Source organism: Paenibacillus sp. JNUCC 35 (assembly GCF_058269095.1).
Genome location: NZ_CM177771.1, coordinates 1,459,935 through 1,478,536, shown reverse-complemented (window position 1 = coordinate 1,478,536; position 18,602 = coordinate 1,459,935). Strand labels below are relative to the sequence as shown.

Genomic DNA, 18,602 nt, shown 5'->3' with positions numbered 1-18,602 from the left:
CATTCGTACAATTTGGAAAAACACAGGACGTTTTCGCGAAAAACCGGCCTTCCTCATCCCAAGTACCCCGTCGGACATCCCGCGGCTGCGCGGAAACGGAGCGGTTCGACGAAATCCGGCCGCAAAAAAAAGGACTTCCCCTAAGGAAGTCCCTGGCGGGTATCCGCACCGGAACGCTACCCGGCCGCCGCCTCTGCCAGAATATGCTCCCCGTCCGTGACGCCCTGAGAGAAGCCGGCCTGGAAACCGGAATCGTACCCTTCGTTAAATGCCTGCTTATAAGCGGTATCGACCGCGGTTCTGCGTCTCCCGGAAGCGGACAGGAGGCGTTTTTTCCTCAGCCTTTTCCACCGGCCGGCTTTCGCGCTTTTCTTCTTGCCGCCGGTCCCCTTCGGGGAAACAACTCTCGCTTTCCTGCTTTTCGCGGCGGCCGTCCCGGACACTTTCTTTAGCCTGGCTTTCCGTTTTACCGGCGGTCCCGATGAAGCTGCAGCGGCCGTAATCAGCCGCTTTTTAGCGGATTTTGCGGCGGCCGTTCCGGCCGTCCGCCTTTTTTTTACCCGTGCCGGTTTGGCTCTTGTCTTCTTGTTCATGGTAGTTTTCGTCCCTTCCCCGTAAGTGATACGGGCAGGCGGCTGCCGCGCCTACGCGCTTCCTTCACTATATGCCGCTGCCGTCCCCGCCGCTTTCCGCTCGCGCCCCTATTGCTCGCCAGGAATCCCGGGAAAAATCAACCGAATACGACCCGGAACAAGTCCGTCAGCCGGTTCGTAAATGTATGCTCCCTCATCGTCCTGCTCAGTCCGCGCAGGGCAATTTCCCTGCCTTCTTCCTCATGGGTCAGGTAATATTCCAGCTTATCGCGGAGCTCTTCCGCCGATCCGTAGGTCACGATTTCCGTGCCGGGCTCGTAAAAACGGGACAGATCGTTCCGGATATCGGTCAGTTGAAGCACACCGCAGGCCGAAATTTCGAACGTGCGCGGGTTGGGAGACACGGCTTGGATTCCGCGGCTGTTGTTATTAAACTGTTCATCATCGTAGGCCCGATGCAGATTGATAACGATTTTCGAACCGTTGTAGTAATCGGCCGTTTCCTCAGGACCCATCCATTTGTTGAGATTGATTCTCCCCGACAGTTTGGAATAGGCGGCGAGCCGATCCCACCATAAGCCCGTAAAGTGAACGTCGTGTCTAAGCAGCGTGGGCGTTATGGAATTAAAAATCTGGGCCCGGTTCCAATACCCCGATCCTACGAAACACGCTCCCCTGTTGTTCCCTGCCGCAACGGCTTTGGGACGGTACACGGAGGGGTCCGTGGCAAGGGGCAGATAATGAACGTTCGGACACCCGCTTTCGGAATAAAAGCTGACGCAGTTCAGCTCTATCGTGAACACGTAGTCGAAAGACAGCGCCAGATTCAGCGTCACGTCCGTATAATACGGATCGTCCAGCAGCCAGACGGCGGTTTTGATCCCCCATTTGCGGATCAGCTCCAGCTGGTCCATGGGCAGCATCATCCCATCGAGCACCAGAACAAAGTCGGGCATTTCCCGGGCAGCCGTCAAAGCCAGATCGTGAGCGGGCTGGGCAAAAACGAGTTCCCGCACCATCGGCCGTATGGTTTCGATAATCCCCGTATCCAGAGGGGAATAAGGAAGTCCCTTCCCGGACGTTACATAGAGCACTTTTTTATCCCAAAAAGCCGTGGGCGCAAGAGAAATCCGGTGCATAATCGATTCGCACCGACCCAACCGGTAACCGGCCTGGGCGCCCAGGGCGTACCCGTTCTGCCAACTTTTCGCTTGTTTTACCGCGAGAGAACGGCCTCCTTTGGACAGAGCAGCCATCTGCTCCACCTCCTTCTACAAATTCCGTCTAGCCGAAAACGATTTGAAGCAGTTGGTTAAGCCTTGCTTCGAAGCTGTGGCTTGCGCGCGTCCTCATCATTCCCCGGACGGCTATCTCTCTTCTTCTTTCCTCGTTCCGAAGATAATACAGCAGCTTGCCTGCGCAGTCCTCCGGCGACTGGAACGTCTCTATTTCCGCACCCGGGGTATAAAATTCCGCGAGATCCCCACGCAGGTCCGTTAATTGAAACGCGCCGCAGGCCGCTATTTCATAGGTGCGCGGGTTGATGGAACCCGCCGGCAGCCCGATTTTATTTTTGCTGTACACGGGATCGAGGGGAGCCCGGTGCAGGTTTAATACGATTCTGGCGCCGTTATAATACTTCGCCGCCTCGTCCATCGGCTTCCATCCCAGGTGAATGCCCCCGCGCAGCTGCTTATAATGCTCCAGCCGGTCCCAGAGCGCCCCGATCAGCACCACTTTTCTCCCTGCCAGGGCAGGAGCCAGCGCGTCGATAAAATCAATGCGGTTCGGAAAAGCGTTCCCGATAAAGCACACATCGCTGAGATAGGACGGTTCCACCGGCTGCGGGTAATAAATATGCCCGGCCGCGGCCAGAGGCAGATGGAACACACGCTCGCACCCCAGGGACCGGTAGTACGCGACCGCGTTGCGCTCATGGGTAAAAATGTAGTCGTAATGAGGCACAATCGCCGGCGTGAGATCCATAAAATACGGATCGTCCGCGAACCAGACAGCCGTCTGGATCCCGAGCCTCCGGACTCCGTCCGCCTGGACCAGATGATCCTCCGGGAACACATGGAGTCCGTTCAGCACCAGCATCATATCCGGCCTGGAGGAGGCTGCCGTCTGCAGCATATGCTCCGGCGCGCACACGATAAGCTCCCGCGTCAAAGCCGCCAGCCCCTGCTGGATTCCCGCATCAATCGCTTCGAAACCCTGCAGGACAAACAGAACCCGCTTCTCGATAAAGCCGAAGTCCGGAGCGGGAAGCCGGTTCAGAACCGCCTGGCAGCTGCCGTGGCGGCAGCCTTGTTCCCAGCCTCGAATGTAGCCTTCGCTCCGGGCTTTCTCCGGCGTTTTCACGGGATGCCGGCCGCGTTTAACCCGTTCAAGCATGGCTGGCTTCTCTCCCGTCCGCCAGGTCCGTCAGGAGAAAGTGACAGAGCGCTTCCTTCCACGGCCGGAGCGGCTTGACGCCGATCGCCCCGGCAGCCGTATCGGCCAGCGCCGAGTGTGCCGGTCTTGCCGCCGGGAGAGGAAACATGTCGGCCTTGGCCCGGCGCAGCTTCACGCCTTCCATGCCAAGAACCCGGATGATCTCGCGGGCGAATTCGTACCGGGTGCAGACGCCTCCGTTCGAGCCGTGATAAGTCCCGTATTCCTCCGTTTCAATGAGCGAGCCGATAAAGACGGCCAGATCGTGGCTGTAGGTCGGCGATCCGAATACATCGTCCACCAGGCTCAGTTCGGCTCCCCTCCTCGCCTTCTCCACGATTTTGGCGACGAAATTGTTGCCTCCGCGGCCGTACAGCCAGGAAGTCCGGACGATAAAATGACGCTCGCACAGCATCGACGCGAATTTTTCCCCGTGCAGCTTGGAGGTCCCGTAAACACTGAGCGGATTCGGTTTATCCCGTTCAATATAAGGAGCGCCTTTACAGCCGTCGAACACGTAATCCGTGCTGACGTAGACGAACTTCGCTCCGATGCGCTCAGCCGCCTCCGCCATATGCCAGGTGCCTGCGGAATTTACACGGTAGGCCCGGTCGATCTCGCGTTCCGCCCCGTCCACGTCCGTATAAGCCGCCGCATGGATTATAATCTCGGGCTGTTCCCGGAATACGGCCGCGTCCACGGCCTCTCCGTCTCCCACATCCAGCTCGTGCCGGGTCAATGCGGCAAGCTTATGCCGCGGGGACAGTACCCGGACAAGATCGCTCCCGAGTTGTCCGCCCGCTCCGGTAATCAGTATTTTCATGCGGGACCGCCTCCTTTCAAGAGATGATGGCCCCGGTATTCTCCGCTTAAAATCCGATCCCACCAGGTCCGGTTCCGGACATACCAGTCCACTGTAGAGCGCAGTCCCTCCTCAAACGTATAAGCAGGCTTCCAACCCAGCTCGCCGGTCAGCTTGGAAGCATCGATCGCGTATCTTCTGTCATGACCCGGCCGGTCCGGCGCAAAGGAGATCAGGGTGTCGGACTTGCCAAGCGCCTTCAGGACGGTCCTGGCGACTTCCAGGTTCGTGCGCTCGCTGCCTCCCCCGACGTTGTAAACTTCACCCGGCCTGCCGGATTCGAGCACGGCGGCGATGGCCGCACAATGATCTCCGACATGAAGCCAGTCGCGCACATGCTCCCCGTCTCCGTAGAGAGGCAGCGGCAAATCCCGCAGCGCCCGGATGATGAGAGTGGGGATCAGTTTTTCCGGAAACTGCATCGGCCCGTAATTGTTGGAGCAGCGTGTGACGGCAACCGGGTATCCGTAAGTTTCGTGGTAAGCCCGCGCCAGCAGATCCGAGCCCGCTTTGGAGGCCGAATAGGGACTGTTGGGCGCAAGGGGAGTCTCTTCGGTAAAAACGCCGGAGGTCCCGAGCGTCCCGTATACCTCGTCCGTGGAGACATGGACAAATTTCGGGACACCCTCACGGCGCGCGGCTTCCAGCAGCTGCTGGGTCCCCAGCACATTCGTCCGCACGAAAGCGGCGGGGTCCCGGATGCTCCGGTCCACGTGAGATTCGGCGGCGAAATGAACGACAGCGTCTATGGAGGTTCCGCCCATCAGCCGCTCAAGAAACGGGGCATCCGCGATATCTCCGCGAATAAACCGGTAACGGGGCGAATCCTGAAGATCCGTCAGGTTATACGGGTTGCCCGCATACGTAAGCAGGTCCAGATTAATCAGTGAGTCCTGCGGATGACGGTTGTGCCAGAACCGGATAAAATGACTTCCGATAAACCCCATACCGCCTGTTACAAGGAGAACGGCCATTATCCTTCCTCCTCCTTCCACATGTGGCGGATCGCTTCATACAGGGATTCGTGAGTTCCCGCATCCACCCACCAATTGCTCAATATCCTGTAGGCAAGCCGTCCTTTGAGGGCATACGCATTGTTTACGTCCGTAATTTCCAGCTCTCCCCGCTCGGAGGGACGGCACGTTTTCAGAACATGGAACACTTCGGCGTCATAGAAATAAATCCCCGTCACACTATAAGAGGATTTCGGCCTTGCCGGTTTTTCATCAATATGGACAATTCTTCCATCCGTGAAAACAGGCACGCCGTACCGTTCGGGGTCGGGGACTTCTTTCAGCAGCACCATGGCTCCTTCAGACTGGCTTTCGAAATCGCGAAGAAAAGGCTCCAGAGAATCCTGAAAAAGATTATCCCCGAGCAGCATCACGAATTTCTTATCCCGCCCGATAAAACGCTCCGCGAGGCTAAGCCCTTCGGCAATCCCCCCAGCCTGTTCCTGGACCGCGTACGTAATGGAAACGCCCCACTGCGAGCCGCTCCCCAAATATTCCGTATACAGACCGGCGGATTGCTTGCCCGTGACCAGCAAAATTTCTTTCACGCCCGCTTCCTTCAGCTTCATCACGGAATAATGAATCATCGGATATTTCCCGACAGGCAGAAGATGCTTATTCATCAGGCTCGTCAAGGGACGCAGTCTGCTTCCCGTTCCACCCGCCAGTATAACTCCTTTCACCAGGCACACCCCTTTCCCGCATGCTTTCCGGAAAATAAGAAAGCCGCCGCCAAACTTCACGATTTAATTTCCAGTTCAGACCTGAAGATCACATGGTAAATCATATGCTTTTCCCCATTCCGCGAATAAGGACTCCCAACCACTCTGCTCAAAATTGGCTTTTGTACGGGGCTATTTATCCCGGTGGAAAAAGAAAAAACCTTCCCGTTAAAGGAAGGTTTTCAATGGACGCTATTTAAAAAGCTCCGTCTGCCGCAATCAGCCCCTGGAGCCGACCGCAATCCAGTTTAGAACAACGTCGAACGCAAGTCCCGGCTGCGTCCGGACAATCGAGAGGACGGCCGTCTTCACCGTTTTCTGTTTGCATACCGCATAGCAGGCCGGATGGCTGCCTGTCGCCACAAGTACGTAAGAGGCATTCGCAAAAGGCTCCTCGAAGGAGATGCCGATTTCCAGTACGTCGTCCTGCTCCTGGAAACGGAAGTCCGCCAGACCGAACTGCTGAAGCACGGCCTTTTTGCCCGAAGGAGCCTGCACCGGCCGGAAGGCCAGTTTGCTCTCTTCTACGGCCCCTGCCGCCAGATGCTCGGCATGCACCGATTCCGGGGCCAGCTTCGCTTCCGTTACGGAAGCTTCCGCCAGATGGATCGATTGGACCGCGCCTGTGGAAATTTTGTTGAAAGTAATGCTGCCCTCGGCCAAATGGCCGTTCTCGACGGATTGGCTCCGGAGATGCCCCGCCCCGATCGAACCCGAAGCGATTTTGTCTTCCGTGACAGAACCGTTTGCGAGATGATTCGTGTCCACGACATCGGCTTGCAAATGCACGCTTCCCACGGCCGATGGCGCCAGTTTAGCGGAAGATACCGCTTCGTCCGCAAGCTTTTCACCGGTCACCGCCCTGTTCGCGATAAGGAGGGACAGAACCGAGGAAGCCTGCAAATGCCCGCTCGCCACAGATCCCATCGCCAGGTGATCTTCCGTGATGCTCTTCGGAGCCAAGTGGGCGCCGTGTTGATCGGCAAGCTCCGGGATCGAAAACGCGTCCGGATGAAGGTGCGCCAGCGTGATAGTTCCCGGTTGGACGTGATCGCCGGATACGGCTCCTTTTGCCAGCGCTTCGCTCGTTACGGCTCCTGCCGCTAGCCCTTCACTCGTCACAGAGCCTTCCGCTAACGCCTCGCTCGTCACCGCGCCTGCCGCCAGCGCCTCGCTCGTCACCGATCCGCTCGCCAGCGCTTTGCTCGTCACCGATCCGTACGCCAGCGCTTTACTCGTCACCGATCCGGTCCCCAGCGCTTTACTCGTCACCGATCCGTACACCAGCGCTTTGCTCGTCACCGATCCGTACGCCAGCGCTTCATTCGTCACCGCGCCGCTCGCCAGTGCTTCGCTCGTCACGGCTCCTTTCGCCAGCGCCTCACTCGTCACCGCGCCTGCCGCTAACGCTTCGCTCGTCACGGCACCTTCCGCCAGCGCTTCGCTTGTCACGGCGCCGCTCGCCAGCGTCTCGCTCGTCACCGCGCCTGCCGCCAGTGCTTCGCTCGTCACCGACCCGTTCGCCAGCGCTTCGTTCGTCACCGATCCTTCGGCCAGCGCCTCACTCGTCACCGCGCCAACCGCCAGCGCTTCACTGGTCACCGACCCGTTCGCCAGCGCTTCGCTCGTCACCGCGCCTTCCACCAGTGCTTCGCTCGTCACCGACCCGTTCGCCAGCGCTTCGTTCGTCACCGATCCTTCGGCCAGCGCCTCACTCGTCACCGCGCCAACCGCCAGCGCTTCACTGGTCACCGACCCGTTCGCCAGTGCTTCGCTCGTCACGGCGCCTTCCGCTAGCGCTTCGCTCGTCACCGACCCGTTCGCCAGCGCTCCGCTCGTCACCGACCCTGCCGCCAGTGCTTCGCTCGTCACGGCTCCGTCCGCCAGCGCTTCACTCGTCACGGCTCCACTTGCCAGTACTCCGCTCGTCACGGCTCCGTACGCCAGTGCTTCGCTCGTCACGGCTCCGTACGCCAGCGCTTCACTGGTCACCGACCCGTTCGCCAGCGCTTCGCTTGTCACCGCGCCTGCCGCCAGCGCTTCGCTCGTCACCGTGCCTTCCGCCAGCGCCTCGCTCGTCACCGCGCCGCTCGCCAGCGCTTCGCTCGTCACCGATCCGCTCGCCAGCGCTTTACTCGTCACCGATCCGCTTGCCAGCCCTTTGCTCGTCACCGATCCGTACGCCAGCGCTTTACTCGTCACCGCTCCATACGCGAGCGCTTCACTCGTCACCGATCCGCTCGCCAGCGCTTCGCTTGTCACAGCTCCGTCCGCCAGCGCTTCGCTTGTCACCGATCCGTCTGCCAACGCTTCGCTTGTCACCGATCCGTCCGCCAGCGCTTCACTCGTCACCGATCCGCTCGCCAGCGCTTCGCTTGTCACCGATCCGTCCGCCAGCGCTTCACTCATCACCGCGCCTGCCGCCAGTGCTTCGCTGGTCACGGCACCTTCCGCCAACGCTTCGCTCGTCACCGATCCGTACGCCAACGCTTCGCTCGTCACCGATCCGTCCGCCAGCGCTTCGCTCGTCACCGACCCTTCCGCCAACGCTTCGCTTGTCACCGCACCATCTGCCAGCGCTTCGCTCGTCACCGCTCTGTACGCCAGCACTTCGCTTGTCACCGATCCGTACGCCAACGCTTCGGTTGTCACCGCACCTTCTGCCAGCGCTTCGGTTGTCACCGCACCTTCCGCCAGCGCTTCGCTCGTCACCGCTCCTGCCGCGAGCGCTTCGCTTGTCACCGCTCCGTACGCCAGCGCTTCGTTCGTCACCGCTCCGTACGCCAGCGCTTCACTCGTCACCGCTCCTTTCCCTAGCGCTCCACTCGTTACGGCGCCTTCCGCCAGGGCCTTACTCGTCACGGCTCCGCTTGCCAGCGTTTCGCTCGTTACGGCGTCTTCCGCGAGCGCTTCGCTCGTCACCGACCCATTAGCCAGCGCATCCCTCATCACGGCGCCACTCGCCAGAGCATCCCTCGTCACGGCACCTTCCGCCAGAGCATCCCTCGTTACGGCGCCTGTCGTCAGCGCTTCGCTCGTCACCGAACCTGCCGCCAGCGCCTCACTCGTCACCGAGCCTGCCGCCAGCGCTTTGCTGGTCACAGCGCCTTCGGCCAGCGCTCTACTTGTCACCGAGTCTGCCGCCAGTTTCTCGTTCGTCACCGAACCTGCCGCCAGCGCTTCCCTCGTTACCGCCCCACTCGCAAGTGCTTCACTCGTCACGGCTCCGCTCGCCAGCGACTTGCTCGTCACGGCTCCGCTCGCCAATGCTTCGGTCGTCACGGCGCCTTCCGCCAGCGTTTCCTTGGTCACAGCCCCCTCCGACAATGCATCGCCCGTCACAGCTCCGCTCGCCAGCGTCTCGCTCGTCACCACGCCTTTCGCCAAATGCTGCTGCTTAACAGAACCCGCCGCCAGATGGCGTCCTTCCACAGCGCTTGAGGCGAGATGAATACCGCTAACCGCGCCTTCCTTCAAGTGGCTTCCGTTAACGCTCTGCTCGGCTATTTTAGCCGCCGTAATCGCGTTGTTCGCAATATGAACGGACTGTACGCTGAACGGTTGGATATGCTCGCTTTCTACGGCTCCGCGGGCCAGCTTTTTGCTCGTTACACTGCTGTCGTTCAGTTTGGCTGTACTGACCGCATAATCCGTCAGTTTATCCGTAGATACCGATTCCGTTGCAAGTTTGGATGTGGTGACAGCCTGATTCGCCAAGTGGGTAGTCAAAACCGCACTTTCGTCGATATGACGGCTTTCGACAGCTCTCCGGCCGATTTTCAATGATTTTACAGCTCCGTTCTCAATCAGCTCCTCCGTAATCTGAGCCGAACCGATATGGCTGGAACGGATTTCTCCCTCCGCGATATGAACCGATAGAACAGAACCGTCTGCCAAGTGTTCGGGACGAACCGATTTTCTCGCGAGCTCTCGGAAGCCCACCGCTTCTTCCGCCAGCTGGGCGGAGTCGACGGCGCTAGGAGCCAGCTTTTCCCGTGTCACGGAACCCGGTTTCAAATGCTCGCTCCCGATCACACCGGCTCCGATATGTTGGTCCCCCACCGAACCTTTCGCCAAGTGGACGCCATTCACCGCTCCGGTGGAAAGTTTATCGCCCGATATCGTTCCAGGCACCAGATGGGATGCCGAAATGCTGGCCGGCGCTATTTTTTCCCCGGTCACCGCTTCATGCCGGAGCTTCTCGGTAGTTATCGCATCTTCGGCAAGCTTCGCCGAATTAATGACATAGTTGCCCAGATGGCGGGACTGGACGGCACCGCTTTTGATTTTATCCGAAGTCACGGCCTGATCTTCAAGCAGTTCGGGGGTTATGCTGGCTTCAGCCAAATGATGAGACTGGATCGAGTAAGGAGCGAACTTGGCCGCATCGATCGTCCCGTCGGCAAGCTTTTCGACCGTGATGCTTTTATCCGCGATCTTATCGCTGGTGATCGAACGGATCTGGATATGATCGCCGTTCACGATGCCATAAGCCAGATGCTCGCGGAGCACGGCACCGGGAGCGAGTTTCTCGCTGGTTACACTGCCGTCGGCCAGTTTCGAGCGCTCAACCGAAAAGTCCTGAAGGGAGCGTGTGCCGATACTGTTCGGCTTCATTTTCGACTCGTCGATGGCGCGGCTCGCGATTTTCTCACCCGTAACGGCGGCTTCCACAATATCGTCGGTATACACGACACCTTCGCTGCCGCGTTCTTCTTTGCGCTCCGACAAAAGCAGCAGCGGCGAACCGTTTTTGCCGGTTTTGACGGTGTCCGGCTGGGCTTGGCGGTTTGAATTACCGATATCATCCGGAGCTTTTTGTGCTTCTGAAGCTTTTGGTATTTCTGGAGTTTTCGGTACTTCTGGAGCCTTTCGGGCTTCCGGGACTGCCGGAGCTTCGAAAACTTCCGGAACATCGGAAGCCACGACTGCTTCATCGTCGTCCTCTTCATTTATCGAGTGGTCTTCGGCCTCATCGTGCACTAGCAAAGATTCTTCGAAATCCTCCGGCATTTCTTCGCCGGCATAGATATCCTCGTCTTGCACAAGCTCGGCGGTAACCGACTTGATCTCGCTTTTTTCCCGAACGGCGGATGCGGATTCCTTCACCAAGCCTTTGCCGTCCGATTCCGCCTGCTTTCCTCCGCCGGCAGTTCCTTCGGCTTTCGCCCTGAGGAGGCCCTGAGGCTTCGGCCTCTCGGCTTTGCGGACCGCTTCGGCTTCCGCCTTGGATACGGCGGCATCGGCACGCTCTTTCTTCTTCTTCGGTTCCTCATCCAGCCAGCGCAACTCATTCATGCTCGCATTGTATTTACTGGGGGCCGGACGCTGCGCGCCTCCCGCCGGGTTTTTCTTTTTTTTCATTCCCATCTCCCTTTCCGGTTCTTCTCCCTCCTGTATCCTATGCAGCGTTCCGCTCCGGTGTTTATGCCTATTTATGAAAAAAAAGGGCGCGGACGCGGTCCGGCCCCGATCACCTATTTTTTTTCAGGGCAGCAGGCCGTAAAAAGCCCGCTGTCTCTCCGCCATCTTCTCCCACGTGTAAAGCTCAGCCACCCGCTCCAGGCAGCGCTGGCCCATCTGCCGCCTCAGCTCGTCGTCGGCAAGAAGCCGGGAGATGGCCTGCGCCAGCTCCGCTTCCACCGATTGAAGCGGCACCAGCAGCCCCGTCGCCTCGTGAACAACAATTTCGGGAATCCCCCCGACACGCGTGGCGACAACCGGAACTCCCGAGGACATGGCCTCCACGTTGACGAGGCCGAACGCTTCGATCCGCATCGAAGGAACGGCGACGACATCGGCGAGACGGAACCAGGCCGGGATCGAATCGTGCGACACGTAAGGAATGAAGCGGATGCGGTCCGGATACGGGGCCGCCAGCCTTTTCAGCTTCCTGACGTAAGCGGTCTGTCTCGTGCTGCCGTAGCCCGCCCCGCCGATGACGAGCAGCGCCGCATCCGGATGAGCGGCAAACACGGCGGGCATCGCGCGCAGAAGCTGCTCGACGCCCTTCATCGGCTTAAGCCGTCCGGCGAAGACAATCACTTTGCGTCCCGACAGTCCCAGGGACGCCAGCATTTCCTGCCGGGCTTCCTCGTGAAACATCCGGGGAGCGAAAATGGACGGGTCCGCTCCCAACGGATTCACCACAACCTTATTGGCAACAGAAGGCGCGCGCCGGATAACCTCCTGGCGCAAATAATCGCTGTTGACGAAAATAAGGTCGGCGCAGCGGAGGCATTCGGCGACCTCTTTGCGCCCGATGTGAGGCTTCGATATGAACGTAATCGACTGCAGCCCGAGGCAAATGGTCGCCCGCTTCATCCGCTTCCGTAAATAACGAACGAACCGGGGACGATTCTCCACCTGAATAAGATCGGGGTTCATCGGTTTCAGCTTCCGGTAAACGGCCTCTATATACGGAAGGCCGCTCTTGTAGCTCGGCCGCACATAAGTGACCCCTCCGATCTGCTCTCTTGCCGGTCTGCGTCTCGTTCTTCTGCCCAATACGGTGACCTGAGCCGCCTCACTGAGCCGGTCCGCCAGGCGCTCCACCACATGCTCGACCGAACTGCTGGTACCGGAAGGAACAGCGAACGATCCCGGCGACACAATAGCGATGGATGAGATGTTCATCATTCACCTTCCTCTCTTATGGGTGAATCCGCACGACAGTACCTATCGGAACGACGCGGGACAGCGCCTGCACATCCTTGTTTTGCATTCTTATACAGCCGTGGGAAGAACGCTTGCCGATGGAAGAGGGATCGTTGGTTCCATGGATGCCGTAATGCTTCTTCGACAATCCCATCCAGAGAACCCCGAAGGGTCCGCCGGGATTCGGCTCCTTGTTGACGATGGTGAACGTGCCTTCCGGAGTACTCGTTCCCACCTTCCCCACACCGACCGGATAAGTATTCACGGTATTGCCGTCATCGGATAACGTCAGGACGAATGTCGAGGTATTGATATCGATGCGATATGCCATCTTGTGACCTCCTTAGGTACGGCATCCAGACCTTCAAACCTGCTGTAAAACGCTCCTTCTACAGGATATGACGGCCGGACTCGCCTTGGTTGGGTAAATTGCCAATAGAAAAACACCCGCAGCCGGGTCCGCCTGCAAACGATAGGCCGTACGAACCGAGGGAAGGGTATCTTTTAAATCGTTCGGCAGGTCAGAAATCGAACCCGAGCTCGCGGGCTGGGCGTCAAAATCGTTCGTCCTCTGTCCGTAACGGACTCCAACAACCGCGAGCCGGTCTTCGAAGATACCGACGGACGCTGGATTGCGGCCAGCCAAAAACTGAAATAAAAAACAGGGCCGCTATTGGGTTAGCGGCCCTGTTTTATCGTAAGATCGTACCGGCATGCCGGTGAAACGGACGTGTTCCTTGCTGACATACCGGTTCCTCGCACATGAGGTTACTTGATGCCCGACTGCATAAAGCTGTTCATAAACTGGCGCTGGAACAGCAGGAATCCGGCCAGAAGCGGCGCAATCACGATCAGCGTCGCCGCGCTCACCTCGGCCCACTGCGCTCCGGTCTCGAACGATTGGGCGAAAATAGCCAGACCGACCGTCAGAGGACGGTTTTCTACCGAGTTCGTCACGATAAGCGGCCAGAGGAAGTTGTTCCAGTGATAGCTGACCGATACCAGGGCAAAAGCCACGTAAGACGGCCGGGCAAGCGGCACATAGATGCGCCACAGAATCTGCCACTTCGAGCATCCCTCCATCACGGCTGCTTCATCCAGCTCGGGAGGTATCGTCTTGAACATCTGCCTCAGCAGAAAAATACCGAAAGCCGAAGCGAAATACGGAAGCATGATCCCCAGCTTCGTATCGAGCAGGCTCAGCTCCTTGAGCACGTTATAGTTCGGGAAAACGAGCACATCGGCCGGAATCATGATCTGCACGAGAAACAGCATGAATACAAATTCTTTGCCTTTGAAATTCAGCCGGGCGAACGCGAAGGCCGCCATCGTAACGGTGAGCAGTTGAACGACCAGAATGCCTCCGGTAATGAGCAGCGTGTTGCCGTAGTACAGCCCGAACGGAGCGGCCGACCAGACATGCCGGAAATGCTCCAGCGTAAAATCCCACGACAGTGTGGGATTGATCACGGAATCTTTGGGCCGGAATGCGGTCCACAACATCCAGACCAGTGGTACGATCCAGACGAGCGCGACGAGAAACATAAGCGCATTCAGCCAGAAATCGAGGGTCAGCGGTCCGCGTGCAAACAGCCTGCGTCTGGCGGATGCGGGCTTTGCCGCCCCGCCCCGGCGCGAAGCTTCGGGTGCCGCTGTCCCGGCGGTTGTGGAAGTCATGAGTTCCACCCTCCTTTTTTAGCGCGAAATTAACGGTAATGAATGTTCTTGTCCAGTCCGAAATACTGGAGCGCCGCAAGCGCCATCAGCAGAACGATCATCACCATCGTCAAAGCCGAGGCCAGCCCCTGATCCCAGAAGCTGAAAGCCGTATCGTAAATATAGAAAAGAAGAAGGTTGCTTGCGTTGTCGGGTCCGCCCTTGGTCATGATGAACAGGTGATCGACCAGCTTGAACGAATTCGTCAAAGCCACGATCATGACAAACAGCGTCGTCGGCATAAGGAGCGGAAACGTAATTTTACGAAAAACGGTCCAGCGTCCGACCCCGTCCATTTCGGCGGATTCGTACAAGTCCTTCGGAATATTCTGCAGGCCGGCGAGATAAAAAATCATCAGATATCCCGCTTCTTTCCAGACGATCATCGCAATCATCGCCCACATGACCGTGTCCTGGCTTCCCAGAATATTGACCGCCTGGGATTGCCCCAGCCAGCCCATCGCTCTGCTGAGCAGCCCGTACTGCGGCGTATAAATGAACAGCCACACATTGGCGATGGCGATCATCGGAATCATGTTCGGGTAAAAGAAAGCCGTGCGGACGAAACCTTTCGCCCGGAGCGCTTTATTGGCGAACGCCGCCATGACCAGCGCGAGCGCAATGGCCGTCGGCACCGTGCCCAGCGCAAACCAGACGTTGTTGCGGAGTACTTTCCAGAAGACGGCATCTTCCGCCATGTGCTTGTAATTGTCGAGACCCGCGAAAATCGGCTGCGGCGTAGCCAGATCAGCCTGATAGAAGCTTAAGATCAACGTCTTGAGCATCGGATAAAACGTAAAAAGAATAAGAAACACCAGCGACGGCAGCAGAAGCAGCCACGCAAACCCGTTTTCTTTCCAAACCGCGACTTTCCCGGTCATTGTCTTCCCTCCCTGCGGTTTCCGGCCGGTTGAATAAAGAATCGGCAGAGCCAAGGAGACCCTGCCGACCGCATTTCCGCTCCGGCCCGCTTACTTGTTGAACGGCGCCAGCGCCTTGTCCGCTTCTTCCTGAGCTTTTTTCAGCGCAGCCGCCGGTTCCGCCGCACCGGTAAGCACCGCCTGAAGCTGATCGCTCAGCGCCTTGGACACTTTACCGTTGTTGTGCGTGGACAGCTCGGCTGCCGCATACTGGAGCTGATCGCGGGCGACAAGCGCCGGCGGGAACTCCGCTACGTACTTTTTCATCACGTCGGTTTCATAAGCGGACTTGCGCACGCCCACGTAGCCGGTTTCGATGCTCCATTTGGCCGCACGCTCAGGCTCCGTCATAAACTTGACGAACTTCCAAGCCGCTTCCTGTTTCTTCTTGTCAATGTCTTTGAAAATGTAGAAGTTGCCGCCGCCCGTCGGGCTGCCGTACGATTTCTTCTGCGGCAGGAACGTCACGCCGAAATCGAACTTCGCGTTTTTCTTCACATTCGTCAGGTTGCCTGTCGTGTGGTACATCATTGCGGTTTTACCGGCGATAAAGTCGGACGGCACCGTTGCCCACTCCGTTACGCCTTCCGGCATAATTTTGTCCTTGCGGGCCATGTCGGCCCAGAATTGAAGCCCTTCGGCATTTTCTTTTGTATCGAAAAAGACTTTCTTTCCGTCTTCGCTCATCAGGTTCTTGCCGTTTTGCAGGGAGAACGTCTGCATCATCCAGTAAGCGAAACCCGATACCGGAATTTCAAGCCCCCAGCGGCCTTCCTTCTTCAGCTTCTTGCCGTATTCGGCCATCTCTTCCCATGTTGTCGGCGGCTTGTTCGGATCGAGACCCGCTTCCTTGAACATGTCCTTGTTGTAGTAAAGCACGATCGTGCTGCGCTGGAACGGGATGCTGTACGTTTTGCCGCCCGTCTGGGAGTTGGCCAGGAAAGCCGGGTAGAAATCCGACAGCCAGTTCTTGTCTTCTTTCGCGATAAATTCGTCCAGCGGAATGATCGCATTCATATCCAGCAGGCTGTAAAGCTCCGTCGACAGGTTAACCGCTACGTCCGGAGGCGTTTTACCCTGTACGCCCGCCTGTGTTTTCACGGTCGTATCCGCATAGCTTCCGGTGTACACCGGCTTCACGGTGATATCCGGGTTTTCTTTTGTAAAATCGGCCGCCATCGCTTCGATCGTTGCCGTCAGAGGGCCGCCTACGGCGATCGGGTAGTAGAACGTCAGCTCGGTTTTCTCTTTGGGCTTATCCGTTCCCGCCCCCGGGGTGGTGCTTGCGCTCGTTTCCGCTTGAGGCTTGGCGCAGCCCGCCATCAAACTTGCCGTAAGCAGTGTCAACACACTCATTTTCGCGATTGTCCGCATTGGATAGTCTCCCCCAAATAAAATGATTTCGGTTTTTGCAGTTCGCCATGCTTGTCCCCAATGTAACACTCCATTTCCACCGCTGCGTTAACGTTATGTAATGGGGATGTTAAATCTTTCTTCGTCGGAAGGCTTTGTGAACGCCTCCAGTGTCGGTACGATCCAGTCCGGCATGACCGTCCCCGCTCTCACCTCCTCCAAAGTCGCCGCGCCCGTCAGCACGAGCGCGGTGCGCATGCCGCTGGCAAGACCGAGCCGGATGTCCGTCTCCAGACGGTCGCCGACCATGACGCACCGGTCTGCGGTCTTGCCGGCCTTGCGGAGAGCGACCTGCGCGTAGTGCAGCGACGGCTTGCCCGCGACGACCGACGCGCGGACGCCCGAGGCCGCTTCAATCGCGGCGGTCATGGCCCCGGTGTCGGGCAGCTCATCGCCTTCCACCGGACAGAACGTGTCCGGGTTGCAGCCGATGAGCTCCGCCCCGGAGCGGAGCGCCCTGGACGCGGCGTGAAGCTTCGCATAGTCGAAGCGCCGGTCCATGCCGACGACCACGTGCGTCGCCTCCAGCGGCGTCCGCACGACGCGGATGTTCCGCGCGTCCAGCTCCGCGATCAGCGCTTCCTCGCCGACGGCGAGCACCCGGGCCTGCGGGGCTTGTTCCGCCAGGTAGGCGGCGGCAGCCGCCGCTGCCGTCACGACCTGCTCGTCGCGGACGGCAAGACCCAGCCCCCGCAGGCGGCGGCCGCAGTCCGCGGCCGTCTGCGTCGTCGTGTTGGTCAGGAAGCCGACCGTCTTGCCGGCTTCCTCCAGAGAGCGGAGCAGCTCCGCCGCTCCGGGAAGCAGGCGTCCTCCGAGGAAGATCGTCCCGTCGAGATCAAAAAAATAAGCTTCTGCATCGTTCCATTCTGTCAGGCCCCGCAAGCGTTTTTCCTCCTTGAACACCTCACCGGCCGGGAAGAAGACAACCCAAAAAACCCTTCATCCAATACGCACCCGGAACAGGAAACAACCGCACAACCGGAGCCCGTTAATTAACGGAACTTCCGTCGTGCCATGCCCTGCGGCGAATATTGCATAAAGGGTTTTCTCCTCATCTCAACCCTTACCGATTCAGTTGGTTCTCTCTTTATTTCTACTTTATCCGCGAAGTGTTAGCTCTGTATGAACGCGATTTTAAAGATTTGTAAAGATAATGGACGCCGTCCGCAAGGCTTGCAGAGCCCCCTGCGGATTTACCGGACAACCGCCTCATCCGTACGCGACCGCTTCGTTTCCTTCACCCACAGAGCCCGGCTGCCCATGGAAACCGCCGCAGCCCCCGCCTGTAAAGCCGTTTCAATCTCTTCATGGTGGTGGATCAATCCTCCCGCTATGACCGGCACGCTCAGCCTTTCGCTGACTTCCGTAATAACGCGCGGTATCAGCCCCGGCATAATCTCCACGGCGTCGGGTCCGCTCTGCTGGACGTTGGCGATACCGTTCTCCAGAGCCGCCGAATCGATCAGGAACAAGCGCTGAACGGCCGCCAGGCCATTCTTTTTCGCGTGCTTGATCAGATGCGTTTTCGTGGAAATAATACCGGTCGGCCTGACTTTCTCGGCCAAATATTTAATAATGATGGGATCGCTTCCGAGCCCGGCTATAAAATCGACGTGCAAAAACACCTTTTTGCCGCTGTCGATCACCTGCTTCACATAATCCTGAACGGTGAACAAATCACCGACCAGCAGAAAAACAACCGGCAGGTCGCTTGCGCACGCCAGTTTCAAATCCTCCGAATGCCGGACGGCCGCGATGATGCGTCTCGGTCCCAGATTGCCGATTCCCTTATCCATAGTCACCCTTCTTTCTTCCGTCCCCTTTATCGTAGCCCCGCCCTGTTTCGCCAGTATTAACGGCATGTTTTTCCCTTGTAAAATCATTGGAAATTTATTTGTATCCGTTTCCAGTTTCTCCTATTGCCACTATTCCTCTTTTTATCTATACTGAACGATGTACCATTTTACAAAAACTTAATAGCAAGTTCCTCATCCATTCTCGATGAGGTAGAGGTTGCGGGTGCTAGGAGTATGCCGGGGGAGACGAGAGAGACGTCAGCGAAGCCGGGAGAAAGGAGCAGCCGCCGAAATTCGGGCCGATTCTCTTGCGTCCGGATTGGGTCCGTTCCCGAACAGGGGCGGAACTGTCACTGCTGCCCTTCCAAGCAGCGGTGTTGCGCTATCTTCATGGAAAGGCAAGATAGAAGCAGCAGCCGCGAAAACTCCTTTTCGGGGCTTTTTGTGTTTTCCTCTTACATTAACCGGTGGTTA

The 18,602-nt window shown here is 58.1% G+C and carries 14 protein-coding genes and 1 riboswitch; all 14 genes read right to left on the bottom strand.

Annotated elements, in window-relative coordinates:
• Positions 1 to 176: 176 nt before the first annotated feature.
• Positions 177 to 593 (bottom strand): hypothetical protein, encoded by a 417-nt coding sequence (locus AC2TF6_RS06685; protein WP_491310414.1) that lies wholly within the window; start codon positions 591 to 593, stop codon positions 177 to 179.
• A 137-nt stretch (positions 594 to 730) separates the two neighbouring features.
• Positions 731 to 1,849 carry a CgeB family protein gene (locus AC2TF6_RS06680; protein ID WP_491310413.1) on the bottom strand — a complete coding sequence of 373 codons (1,119 nt, stop codon included), beginning with the start codon at positions 1,847 to 1,849 and terminating at the stop codon, positions 731 to 733.
• Positions 1,850 to 1,877: 28 nt separating this feature from the next.
• The gene (locus AC2TF6_RS06675) at positions 1,878 to 2,990 is read right to left on the bottom strand and encodes a CgeB family protein (RefSeq protein ID WP_491310412.1); all 1,113 of its coding nucleotides are present in this window, start codon (positions 2,988 to 2,990) and stop codon (positions 1,878 to 1,880) included.
• A complete protein-coding gene (rfbD, locus tag AC2TF6_RS06670; RefSeq protein ID WP_491310411.1) occupies positions 2,983 to 3,852 on the bottom strand; it encodes a dTDP-4-dehydrorhamnose reductase in 870 nt (289 codons plus the stop codon). The genes AC2TF6_RS06675 and rfbD overlap by 8 nt, the downstream gene beginning before the upstream one ends.
• Positions 3,849 to 4,865: a dTDP-glucose 4,6-dehydratase gene (gene rfbB, locus AC2TF6_RS06665; RefSeq protein ID WP_491310410.1), complete on the bottom strand. Its 1,017-nt coding sequence runs from the start codon at positions 4,863 to 4,865 to the stop codon at positions 3,849 to 3,851. Before rfbB ends, rfbD begins: the two co-directional genes overlap by 4 nt.
• On the bottom strand, positions 4,865 to 5,587 hold the full coding sequence (locus tag AC2TF6_RS06660; protein ID WP_491310409.1) for a sugar phosphate nucleotidyltransferase: 723 nt from the start codon (positions 5,585 to 5,587) through the stop codon (positions 4,865 to 4,867). The genes rfbB and AC2TF6_RS06660 overlap by 1 nt, the downstream gene beginning before the upstream one ends.
• Before the next feature lie 258 nt (positions 5,588 to 5,845).
• Complete coding sequence (locus AC2TF6_RS06655; RefSeq protein WP_491310408.1) at positions 5,846 to 10,990, bottom strand: WIAG-tail domain; 5,145 nt, start codon at positions 10,988 to 10,990, stop codon at positions 5,846 to 5,848.
• Positions 10,991 to 11,113: 123 nt separating this feature from the next.
• Entirely contained in the window at positions 11,114 to 12,265 is a 1,152-nt protein-coding gene (locus tag AC2TF6_RS06650; RefSeq protein WP_491310407.1) for a glycosyltransferase family 4 protein, read from the bottom strand.
• A 13-nt stretch (positions 12,266 to 12,278) separates the two neighbouring features.
• Entirely contained in the window at positions 12,279 to 12,614 is a 336-nt protein-coding gene (locus AC2TF6_RS06645) for a L,D-transpeptidase (RefSeq protein ID WP_491310406.1), read from the bottom strand.
• Positions 12,615 to 13,051: 437 nt separating this feature from the next.
• Positions 13,052 to 13,828 (bottom strand): carbohydrate ABC transporter permease, encoded by a 777-nt coding sequence (locus AC2TF6_RS06640; protein ID WP_491311601.1) that lies wholly within the window; start codon positions 13,826 to 13,828, stop codon positions 13,052 to 13,054.
• 161 nt (positions 13,829 to 13,989) lie between these two features.
• Entirely contained in the window at positions 13,990 to 14,880 is an 891-nt protein-coding gene (locus AC2TF6_RS06635; RefSeq protein WP_016423545.1) for a carbohydrate ABC transporter permease, read from the bottom strand.
• 90 nt (positions 14,881 to 14,970) lie between these two features.
• A complete protein-coding gene (locus AC2TF6_RS06630) occupies positions 14,971 to 16,293 on the bottom strand; it encodes an ABC transporter substrate-binding protein (RefSeq protein ID WP_491310405.1) in 1,323 nt (440 codons plus the stop codon).
• Positions 16,294 to 16,386: 93 nt separating this feature from the next.
• Entirely contained in the window at positions 16,387 to 17,214 is an 828-nt protein-coding gene (locus tag AC2TF6_RS06625) for an HAD-IIA family hydrolase (RefSeq protein WP_491310404.1), read from the bottom strand.
• Positions 17,215 to 17,525: 311 nt separating this feature from the next.
• Positions 17,526 to 18,128, bottom strand: a complete 603-nt coding sequence (locus AC2TF6_RS06620; protein ID WP_491311600.1) for a glycerol-3-phosphate responsive antiterminator — start codon at positions 18,126 to 18,128, stop codon at positions 17,526 to 17,528.
• A 203-nt stretch (positions 18,129 to 18,331) separates the two neighbouring features.
• Positions 18,332 to 18,521: riboswitch (Lysine riboswitch) on the top strand.
• The last annotated feature ends 81 nt before the right edge of the window (positions 18,522 to 18,602 follow it).

Excerpts from the sequence above, each read along its gene's own strand:
- AC2TF6_RS06685 (WP_491310414.1), bottom strand. The coding sequence starts at position 593 with ATGAACAAGAAGACAAGAGCCAAACCGGCACGGGTAAAAAAAAGGCGG.
- AC2TF6_RS06680 (WP_491310413.1), bottom strand. The coding sequence starts at position 1,849 with ATGGCTGCTCTGTCCAAAGGAGGCCGTTCTCTCGCGGTAAAACAAGCG.
- AC2TF6_RS06675 (WP_491310412.1), bottom strand. The coding sequence starts at position 2,990 with ATGCTTGAACGGGTTAAACGCGGCCGGCATCCCGTGAAAACGCCGGAG.
- rfbD (WP_491310411.1), bottom strand. The coding sequence starts at position 3,852 with ATGAAAATACTGATTACCGGAGCGGGCGGACAACTCGGGAGCGATCTT.
- rfbB (WP_491310410.1), bottom strand. The coding sequence starts at position 4,865 with ATGGCCGTTCTCCTTGTAACAGGCGGTATGGGGTTTATCGGAAGTCAT.
- AC2TF6_RS06655 (WP_491310408.1), bottom strand. The coding sequence starts at position 10,990 with ATGAAAAAAAAGAAAAACCCGGCGGGAGGCGCGCAGCGTCCGGCCCCC.
- AC2TF6_RS06650 (WP_491310407.1), bottom strand. The coding sequence starts at position 12,265 with ATGATGAACATCTCATCCATCGCTATTGTGTCGCCGGGATCGTTCGCT.
- AC2TF6_RS06645 (WP_491310406.1), bottom strand. The coding sequence starts at position 12,614 with ATGGCATATCGCATCGATATCAATACCTCGACATTCGTCCTGACGTTA.
- AC2TF6_RS06640 (WP_491311601.1), bottom strand. The coding sequence starts at position 13,828 with ATGTTTCTCGTCGCGCTCGTCTGGATCGTACCACTGGTCTGGATGTTG.
- AC2TF6_RS06635 (WP_016423545.1), bottom strand. The coding sequence starts at position 14,880 with ATGACCGGGAAAGTCGCGGTTTGGAAAGAAAACGGGTTTGCGTGGCTG.
- AC2TF6_RS06630 (WP_491310405.1), bottom strand. The coding sequence starts at position 16,293 with ATGCGGACAATCGCGAAAATGAGTGTGTTGACACTGCTTACGGCAAGT.
- AC2TF6_RS06620 (WP_491311600.1), bottom strand. The coding sequence starts at position 18,128 with ATGGATAAGGGAATCGGCAATCTGGGACCGAGACGCATCATCGCGGCC.